1 protein-coding gene is annotated in these 668 nt (G+C 41.6%); it reads left to right on the top strand.

Annotated features, from left to right (window positions below; genetic code table 11):
* Positions 1–54: 54 nt before the first annotated feature.
* Positions 55–668, top strand: a 614-nt coding sequence (locus tag AC1MDJ_RS08325; protein WP_479690446.1) for an IS1595 family transposase, incomplete at its 3' end; no start/stop codon positions are given.

Genomic DNA, 668 nt, shown 5'->3' with positions numbered 1-668 from the left:
TGGTTCAAGCCTAGTTTAGATTGACTTAAAGTTGATATAAGCTATGGTGTTATTATGGGAAACAAGTATTTGAAGCGTGCCCACATTTCGGAAGAGAAGTTTAGGGAGATATTGAAGTTGTTTGTTGCTGATATAGAGGCGATAAAGATTGCTAAGTTAGTCTCAGTGAACAGGAACACGGTGCACGATTTAACGAAGTTATTTCGTCAAAGGATTAGTTCTTTGGCGGAGCAGGAGTCGTGTTTTGTTGAGGGAGAGATAGAAGTTGATGAGAGTTATTTTGGAGCAAGACGAGTTCGTGGGAAACGAGGTCGTGGAGCGGGAGGCAAGACGAAAGTTTTTGGTATGAAGAAACGAGGGGACAAGGTCTATACGCAAGTTGTAAAGAATTGTTCTGCTGGTGAGCTTGTGCCAATTATCAAGAAGTTGGTTCCGAATGATTCAACTATATATTCTGACGAGTGGAAAGGCTATGACGGGTTAGTTAATGCTGGCTACAAGAAACATTATCGGGTGAAACATTCTGATGATGTATTTGCTAATGGCAGGGCGCATGTGAATGGGATAGAGAACTTTTGGGGGATAGCCAAGACAAGGCTTGCAAAGTTTAGGGGGATAAACCCCAAGAGTTTTATATTACACCTTAAAGAGACGGAATGGCGTTTTAA

Source organism: Candidatus Termitispirillum reticulitermitis, from assembly GCF_054655775.1.
Note: the sequence above shows the minus strand (reverse complement) of the source record. Positions and strands in the feature narration are given on the sequence as shown.